Source organism: Flavobacterium sp. W21_SRS_FM6, from assembly GCF_052119645.1.
In the GTDB taxonomy this organism is placed as follows: domain Bacteria; phylum Pseudomonadota; class Gammaproteobacteria; order Enterobacterales; family Alteromonadaceae; genus Paraglaciecola.
Genome location: NZ_JBGQOM010000012.1, coordinates 123,718 through 132,262 on the forward strand (window position 1 = coordinate 123,718; position 8,545 = coordinate 132,262).

Consider the following 8,545-nt stretch of genomic DNA (forward strand, 5'->3'; position numbering starts at 1 on the left):
GGGAAACATCTTTATGATCACTAATAGTAACGTGACACGTAACGCTGATTTAATGTCAATCGCTCGAAGTGGTGTGGATGCCAGTAATCAGTTGCTCAATACCACGGGGCACAATATTGCCAATGTGAACACCGAAGGTTATGTGCGTGAGCGGACTAACTTTGTGTCACAGTTAACCGGTGGTGTAGGGCGCTCTACTACTGAACGAGTACTCAATACTTTCGCGCAAAATCAATTACGTCGAGATACGACTCTAGAAAGTCATTACCAAGAGTATTGGGATAAAACCGCGGTTATCGACAATGTGTTCGCCAGTGAGGCGAATAGCATTTCTAGTGGTATGAGTCGTTTCTTTGCCGCAGTGCAAACGGCGGCCGATGATCCAACAAGCATTGCCGCACGACAATTAGTGCTAGGTGAAGCAAATTCGCTAATCGGTCAAATTGGCAGTATGACCGGCTTTTTAAGCGATAAAGAAAAAGAATTAAATTTAGAAGTTCAAACAAATATCGATAAAGTTAACTCACTGGTTAAATCCATATCAGAGCTGAATGCGGCTATTCGAGTGAGTCAGTCCAATAATCGATACGAAGAACCCGGCACCTTGAAAAATCAGCGTGATCAAGCGGTGCTAGATTTAGCGAGTTTGATATCCATCGAAACCAGAGAAAATGGCAACGATGACGGTTCTATTCTTGTTAATTTGTCGTCGGGTGAATCTCTGGTGATGCAAGACGGATCGTTTAACGTATTCACTGTGAATAATTCTGCTGATAGCAATTATAAATCTCTGCAATTAACCAGCAGCTTAGGTAAACCAGTTACCATTAATCTTAAAGAAACCAATATGGGCGGCACTATTGGTGGTTTGTTTCGCTATCGAGATGAGGTGCTAGAAAGCAGTCGCCGTGAATTAGGCCAAGTGTCTTTAACGCTTACAGAAACCCTTAACACCCAAAATAGATTGGGGATGGATTTTGACAGTCAACTCGGCAGTAATATTTTTGAACTGCCGGAGTTTGCAGGTCTTAATTATTCAACCAATAATAGCGCGACCTTTTTATCACAAGTAACAGGCAGAGTAACAGAAGGGCAGGCAAGTCAACTGACTAGCGCAGACTATGAGATCACCTTTGCCAATCCGCCTGTCAATGCAGGCTCTCCGCCAACGGTAAATGTAATCATTACTGCATTAAATCCTGATGGCTCGATTATTCAAGACATCGACGGCAATGACATCACTCAAACGTATTCAGGGGCAAATGCATTGACCGCACAGGCTGGGACTTTTAATCCAGTGTTAGGCGGTATTGAATTAGAATTTGCCGATGGCGCAAGTTATTCCGCGGGTGATAAGTTTTTGGTTCAGCCTACTAAAAACACCGCAGATAAAATTATTGTAGCGATGACAAGACCTGAAGATTTAGCATTTGCTTCTCCATTACATGTTGAAGCCAGTTTGAATAATTTGGGCGATGTAAAATTAGTTTCAACAAGCGTACCCAATACCATAGTCGATAATACTTTTGCCAATAGTGCAGCCTCTGCTTTTAATGGTACAGGCGGGATCCATGGACCCGGCTCATCGCCCACAGGAGCGGGTGGCGTGGGCGCTCCGGCACAAATTTTATTCACTGCTACCAATGAATATCAAGTATTAGACAGTGGCGGAAATCTCATTACTACCGTTTCTGGTACCACGGACTTTAACAATATGCTAGCCCAAGCTGCTGCTAGTGGTACCGGGCCTGCATGGCCTGCAGCCTTCAGCGCTTTAGACGACTATCCTGGTTATGATTTGAGTCTACAGGGCGTACCCAAACCCGGTGATAGTTTTAGTATTGCGTACAATACCGATGGTATTAATGACAACCGTAATGGTCTTGCTATGTCCGGTCTGCAGCAAGCCGATACGATGCAGCTGAACAGCAATGGGTCTAACAGTTTGGTTAGTTTTCATGAAGCCTATGCCAATATTGTGAGTGATATCGGTCAAAAAGCCGCCAGTGCTGATATATCTTTGCAAGCAGCCAAAGCTTTAAAAGCTCAGTCTAAAGATTGGTTTGAGTCCGTGTCTGGGGTGAGTCTAGATGAAGAAGCGGCAAACCTAGTCCGGTTCCAGCAGTCTTACTCGGCAGCGGCAAAATTGTTGGGTACAGCTCAAGATATGTTTAACACTATTTTAAGTATCGTTTAATAAGGGATCATGAGAATTAGTTATGCGGATATCAACAGGTCAACTCTACGATAGAAGTATTAATGCCGTTTTAGAGAATCAGGGTAATTTATCTGATGTGCAAACGCAGCTGTCTTCAGGAAAAAAGATCCTGCGACCGTCAGATGATCCGGTCGGCGCAGCGCAGGTTATCCGCTTAACTGAAGAAATCGATCTCATCGCCCAATACAAAAAAAACAGCAATGTTTTAACCTCAAGTTTAGAGCAGGAAGAAACGATACTCAGTAGTATCAATACTGCAGTCAACCGTGCTCGTGAGTTAATGGTTCAAAGTGGCAATGGCGTGCTTAACAGTGGCGACAAAAAAGCGATTGCCATCGAAATCGAAGAGATTCGCGACGAAGTATTTGGCTTAATGAATACACAAAATGCGATGGGTGAATACATTTTTGCCGGCTACCAGTCTAATTCGCCAGCTTTTGATTTTAACCAAAGTGCCTCGGGCAACAAATACAGTTTCGCTGGCGATGCTGGCGTGAATGAAATTAAGTTATCAAATTCGGTAAAAATACCAGTTAACAATTCGGGGAAAGAGGTATTTGAAGATGTGTTAGCACGTTTAAAATCATCAATAACGAGCACTAGTGGCGTCACATCAGCATCGTCGAGTATCGAGCAACAAAACACCTACGACAAATTTCATGAAGCTAATTACGATGCCGTCACGGCTGCGAATAATCAATACCAAATCGCTATTACCGCTGCCAATCAGGTTCAAGTCAGTCATGTTGCCAGTGGTGCCGTGTTAGATACCATCAGTTTTGCTTCCGGTTCGCCTTTCACGTTTAAGGGCATAAGCTTTAATTTGGAAGGTACGGTGGGTAATACCGTTAATTTTCAACTTGATCCGCCAGAAAAAATGAATATTGCTGAAACCCTAAATAATTTTGTAGTGGCCATGCGTGATGAAAACCTTGACCCTACTCAATTTGAGCAAGCACTAAATGATGCTTTAGTTGGGTCAGACAATGCACTGAGCAGTATTGCTGATGCGACATCGGCTATTGGCGGACGATTAAATGTAAAACAGTCAGTTTATGAAGCGAATTTAGATTTAGAAATTACCATTAAAGCGGCACGGTCAAATATTGAAGATGTTGACTATGCCGAAGCGGTGTCCGAATTAAGTAAACAAGAAACCGCCTTGCAGGCTGCGCAAGCTACTTTTGGTCGAGTTACAGGTAACTCTCTGTTTGATTACATTTAACGTATCACAGCGAAATTTTAGCTAGGTAAATTTGGCTTTTGTTGTCCACATGAGACGAGTAATAACTCAGATACAAGGTTTGCCCAATTACTACCATGCCCGGGTAACTGTTATCTCCACCTGATGGCAGAAACAGCTTTTGGATTACAATGCCGGTTGATAGCTGAAGTATGAATACCGCGGTGACCAATTTGTTTTTATGAATCACACGACCTGCAACAAGGGCTAGTTCATTGTTCAAAGCTTGCATTACAGGGCCTCCAAGATAAAATCGTAAATCTAGCCATTTCCAGTGTTTATAGGGGAATTTGCTATGGCCTAATTGCGCCGAGTAGCTGTCTGCGTCTCGCCGCACAATGGCAAAACAACAATTATCAATGAAGGTCATATCCGATTCGTTGGGATAAGCAAGTTGATGAGTTTGTAAACTTAAAGCGCTGCTCACATGTTTTTGAAATGTACGCCGTGGGTCGCCTTTGTAAAAATCAATGGCGTTTGCCGAGCGATTGTAAGCAAAACCGTAGGCTTGCGACTTATGCCACCTTACACGCCACAACCACCAATTGTTTGCAGCAAAAGACGTGGCTGATGACCAACTCCGCCCATCGGCTGAAATCCAACATAAATTTTTTGCCGGGCGAGTTTGCCCCTCAACTTGAATACTGCGCGCATAAGCAATTAGCATCAGCTTACCATCAGGAGTGAGGCTTATTTTCGGATCACGCAGATCACAATTTTCTTGCCTAATTCGATTTCTTGCGATGATCTTGCCTTCGACATTTAAAGTAAAGATGTTGATCGTGCCGTCATCACTGACATGATTGAGCGCGTGACGAAAGCAACAATATAATTCTTCCTTAAACAAGCACAAGTCAGTGAAGGCATTGTGCGATCCGGTGATACACATCGGTATCACCCAATCTAATTTCAATTTTATATTCATCATTTTTACTCTTCTAAAGTATTGAAATATCAATAAATATCTAATTTATGGCGGCATGTTTTTGCCGTTTTTCAAAAAAACGGCAAAATTTTGTTAAAGGGAATTTTATCTGAGTCGATACATTTTCTGAGAGAGCCAGTAGTAATGATTTATTGTAAAGGTCATTACTCTATTAGTGTTATTTAACCAATCGAATCATATTCGATCGCCAGCCAACGCTGGACTGAGAGTGTAGGAGTACAACCATGGGTTTATATGTAAATACCAATGTTTCATCGTTGAATGCTCAACGTCAATTATTCAATTCAGGCACGTCATTAAATACATCTTTTGAACGTCTGTCATCAGGTTTTAGAATTAACAGAGCTGCGGATGATGCTGCAGGTCTGCAAATTACTGACCGCCTAACAACACAAATTCAAGGTTTGGATCAAGCTGCGAGAAACGCCAACGATGCTATTTCATTAGCGCAAACTGCTGAAGGTGCTTTATCAGAGGTAACGACTTCCTTACAACGGATCCGCACCTTAGCCGTGCAATCGCAGAATGGTATCAACAGTTCAGCTGACCGTTTAGCGTTGCAAAAAGAAGTATCTGCGCTTAAAGCCGAAATATCACGTATTGCTACTGATTCGCAATTTGGTGGTACTGATATTCTAACAGGTGCATTCTCTGCAACCTTCTTAGTGGGTGCCAATGGCGGTCAGACGATTGCTGTTTCTTTAAATAAATCGGGCGGCTATGGTGCTTCAGGTTTAAGCCTTGGCGATACAACTGTTGCCACAGAAGCGGGCGCTACAAGTGCATTGACAGCTATAGATGCCGCAATTTCTACTATCGGTGCTACACGTGCTGATTTAGGTGCATTGCAAAACCGTTTTCAATCTACCATCAGAAACTTAAGTAATATTTCTGAAAACGTCTCCGCGGCACGTTCACAAATTCGTGATACAGATTTTGCTACTGAGACCGCTGAGTTAACTCGAAATCAGATCATTCAGCAGGCAAGTTTGACCGTATTAGGCCAGGCGAACCAGAGACCACAAAGCGCCCTGTCTTTACTAGGTTAATACTGAGTTTGGTTAAATAACAAAGACCCATCTTCTGTTTGAAACTGAGATGCCAGGAGGTAGTGACCAGGTTGTTATAGAGTCAAACAGTAGAGAGCGTTGCTCACTCTCTCAGATACAAGAGCTAACGGCCGGGGGCAACTCCGGCTGACATTAATAAGATATAAATAACCGCATGATTTTACTCGTGTTTTATTTATATTTTATTTATTTGTGTTTTTGTCTAAAGGTTTTTCCCCTCCGATACGATACATAAGCATAGACGTTACGCTACTAATAAAAGCAACAGGCGAACGACTTAACAGAGATCAAATAATACTAAAAATACGATCCTGTTACCGCCAAGACAGCTAATAAAAAAAATAGTCTGGTGGAGCTTCAATCAAATCGTTAGGAGAGAAAAAATGAGCTTATTCGTTAGCACGAATGTCTCGTCGTTGAATGCTACCCGTCAGTTATTCACGTCGAACAACAATTTAAGTACCGCGTTTGAACGCTTGTCATCTGGTTTTCGTATTAATAGTGCGAAGGATGATGCGGCTGGTCTACAAATATCTAACCGTTTAACTACCCAAGTACTTGGTTTGAATATGGCCGTGCGAAATGCGAATGATGGCATTTCCCTGGCGCAAACCGCTGAAGGTGCAATGGCGGAAATCACCACTTCGCTACAGCGTATTCGTGTGCTTGCAGTGCAAGCTCAAAATGGTATCAACGGCAGCGCAGACAGACTGGCCTTGCAAAAAGAAGTGTCAGCCTTAAAACTGGAAATCAGTCGTATCGCAACGACCACTCAGTTTGGTGGCGTCAATATTTTGTCTGGTACCTATTCTTCTGCATTCTTAGTTGGTGCAAATGCGGGTCAAACTATCAGCGTTAATATATCGAGAACCTCTGGATACGGCTCATCTGGCCTATTGGGCGGAGCGAGTTTAACGGTTGAAACGGTGGCTGATTCGTCACGTGCTTTAACCCAAGTACTAGAAGCGATTTCTATCATAGATGCTAAACGGGCCGACCTCGGTGCGGTACAAAACCGTTTTCAATCCACCATACGAAATCTCAGTAACATTTCAGAGAATGTTTCGGCAGCAAGAAGCCGCATCCGTGACACAGACTTTGCCGTTGAAACGGCAGAATTGACCCGCTGGCAGATCATTCAGCAGGCAAGTATTACGGTGCTTGGCCAGGCAAATCAGCGTCCACAGTCAGCATTATCTTTATTACAAGGCTAAGCAATAACAAAAAGGTGGGCGCGATGATCACGCTAAAAACGCAACTGCGGGGGCAGGCTGCAAAATAAGTTGAGGGAAACTTAGAAAAATCGGTCGAATTGCAAATTGTGGGGGCAGGCTGCAATCGACCGAGGGATGTTAAAGTTATTAAGGTTGTAATACTGCCGTTTAATGAAAATGAACGAGCGGAAAATAATGATTAACCATTGAGCCTTTTGGCTTTTTGGAAAATCGCTGACAGGCAGAAGAGATGCCAGGAGGTAGTGAGGTATTGAGGTTTCAGCCATCAATCCTGACTGTCAGCTTGAGCTTACGCTCGCACTTTTTGCATTGGTAGGTGCGCATTAAACACTTAACAAAGCGCTAACCAGGGTACCAGTTAGCGATACAAATAAAGCATGTAATGTGCCAACTTTAACTTTGTTAATGCCCGTTACATCGACACAGTCATTAAAATAATAAGTCGATGGCAGGTTAGGAGAACTAAATATGAGTTTATATGTGAGTACAAACGTTTCATCGCTCAATGCCACACGGCAGTTGTTTACCTCAAACAGTAATTTGAGTACGGCTTTTGAGCGCTTATCAAGCGGATTTAGAATTAATGGAGCAAAAGATGATGCTGCCGGTTTACAAATATCCAATCGCTTAACAACGCAAGTATTGGGTTTGAATATGGCGGTTAGAAATGCGAATGATGGAATATCGTTGGCGCAAACTGCCGAAGGCGCTATGGGCGAGATAACCAGTGCATTGCAGCGAATTCGAGTGCTGTCGGTTCAGGCGCAAAATGGTATTAACGGTTCGTCTGATAGGTTGGCCTTGCAAAAAGAGGTGTCTGCCCTAAAGCAAGAAATTAGTCGAATTGCCTCTACAACGCAATTTGGTGGTGTGAACATATTGGATGGCGGATATTCCTCAGCTTTCTTGGTTGGTGCTAATGCTGGGCAGACTATCAGCGTTAATATATCGCGTTCGGGTGGTTTTGGCACCTCTGGATTGTTTACCGGGGCGGATGTGAGTGTGGCAACAATCGGCGGTGCTTCGAGGGCCTTAACACAAGTATCTGAAGCGATTTCGATAATTGATGCTAAACGAGCAGATCTAGGTGCGGTGCAAAACAGGTTTCAATCAACCATTCGCAACTTAAGTAATATTTCTGAGAACGTATCAGCGGCAAGAAGTCGTATTCGGGATACAGACTTTGCCGTCGAGACGGCAGAGTTAACCCGTTGGCAGATCATTCAACAAGCAAGCATTACGGTCTTAGGACAGGCGAATCAACGACCGCAGTCAGCCCTGAGCTTGTTGCAATAGTAAAAAGAGAATGAAAAGAGGGTAGGAAATGAGAGGCCACCCGCGTAGCGAATAAGGCTATTCGCTTTTAAAGCCATGGAAGGCTACCCTTAAGGGAATGCCCTTGAGATCACGAATTGAAATAGTAGCGTTGATTAATTGAGGTCAAAAAAATGAACATTAAAAACGTAAAAGACCCAATGCTCTCAATGTTAGTATGTAAAGAGTTTGCTCGTTCTCCTAACGTGAGCAAGTTGGTCGGGGTATTTGCCCCGGCCTTTTTTCAGCCAATTACCGCGTTTATTGAAACGCTATTGACGAAAGTTAGGCTGAGAGACTAATTGAAATTTGACGACTATGTCGCTTATCAGCTAAACCTTAGGTTAGTTGATTGACCCTTCTTTGCTCGTTCTCCTAACGTGAGCAAGTTGGCCTAGGCACTTGCCTAGGCCTTTTTTCTATAATACACCCGCACATTTGAATAAAACGTCCAACTAACAAGACTGAGAGTGTAGAAGTTTGGTTGAGAGGCCAGTATTCATCTCTAACCCTGCCAGT

Annotated in this window: 6 protein-coding genes and 1 pseudogene; 6 read left to right on the forward strand and 1 reads right to left on the reverse strand. The window is 43.2% G+C overall.

From position 1 onward, the window contains the following. The first annotated feature begins 13 nt into the window (after positions 1 to 13). Both flgK and flgL read left to right on the forward strand, forming a co-directional pair. Entirely contained in the window at positions 14 to 2,197 is a 2,184-nt protein-coding gene (gene flgK / locus ACEN2L_RS17980) for a flagellar hook-associated protein FlgK (RefSeq protein WP_306024082.1), read from the forward strand. 22 nt (positions 2,198 to 2,219) lie between these two features. Beyond that, positions 2,220 to 3,443 (forward strand): flagellar hook-associated protein FlgL, encoded by a 1,224-nt coding sequence (gene flgL, locus ACEN2L_RS17985; RefSeq protein WP_306024081.1) that lies wholly within the window; start codon positions 2,220 to 2,222, stop codon positions 3,441 to 3,443. A 4-nt stretch (positions 3,444 to 3,447) separates the two neighbouring features. On the opposite strand, the gene ACEN2L_RS17990 is transcribed toward flgL, so the two are convergent. Next, complete coding sequence (locus tag ACEN2L_RS17990; RefSeq protein ID WP_441745448.1) at positions 3,448 to 4,389, reverse strand: hypothetical protein; 942 nt, start codon at positions 4,387 to 4,389, stop codon at positions 3,448 to 3,450. 266 nt (positions 4,390 to 4,655) lie between these two features. Here ACEN2L_RS17990 and ACEN2L_RS17995 point away from each other — a divergent pair. The 4 genes and pseudogenes from ACEN2L_RS17995 to ACEN2L_RS18010 form a co-directional block, all read left to right on the forward strand. After that, positions 4,656 to 5,456 (forward strand): annotated as a pseudogene (locus ACEN2L_RS17995) (flagellin N-terminal helical domain-containing protein); the annotation flags it as partial. Between the two features lie 404 nt (positions 5,457 to 5,860). After that, positions 5,861 to 6,691 carry a flagellin N-terminal helical domain-containing protein gene (locus tag ACEN2L_RS18000; RefSeq protein ID WP_306024078.1) on the forward strand — a complete coding sequence of 277 codons (831 nt, stop codon included), beginning with the start codon at positions 5,861 to 5,863 and terminating at the stop codon, positions 6,689 to 6,691. Positions 6,692 to 7,180: 489 nt separating this feature from the next. Then, complete coding sequence (locus tag ACEN2L_RS18005; protein WP_306024077.1) at positions 7,181 to 8,008, forward strand: flagellin N-terminal helical domain-containing protein; 828 nt, start codon at positions 7,181 to 7,183, stop codon at positions 8,006 to 8,008. Between the two features lie 152 nt (positions 8,009 to 8,160). Continuing rightward, positions 8,161 to 8,328, forward strand: coding sequence for a hypothetical protein (locus tag ACEN2L_RS18010; RefSeq protein WP_441745449.1), 168 nt, complete (start codon positions 8,161 to 8,163; stop codon positions 8,326 to 8,328). Positions 8,329 to 8,545 lie beyond the last annotated feature (217 nt).

Excerpts from the sequence above, each read along its gene's own strand:
- flgK (WP_306024082.1), top strand. The coding sequence starts at position 14 with ATGATCACTAATAGTAACGTGACACGTAACGCTGATTTAATGTCAATC.
- flgL (WP_306024081.1), top strand. The coding sequence starts at position 2,220 with ATGCGGATATCAACAGGTCAACTCTACGATAGAAGTATTAATGCCGTT.
- ACEN2L_RS17990 (WP_441745448.1), bottom strand. The coding sequence starts at position 4,389 with ATGATGAATATAAAATTGAAATTAGATTGGGTGATACCGATGTGTATC.
- ACEN2L_RS18000 (WP_306024078.1), top strand. The coding sequence starts at position 5,861 with ATGAGCTTATTCGTTAGCACGAATGTCTCGTCGTTGAATGCTACCCGT.
- ACEN2L_RS18005 (WP_306024077.1), top strand. The coding sequence starts at position 7,181 with ATGAGTTTATATGTGAGTACAAACGTTTCATCGCTCAATGCCACACGG.
- ACEN2L_RS18010 (WP_441745449.1), top strand. The coding sequence starts at position 8,161 with ATGAACATTAAAAACGTAAAAGACCCAATGCTCTCAATGTTAGTATGT.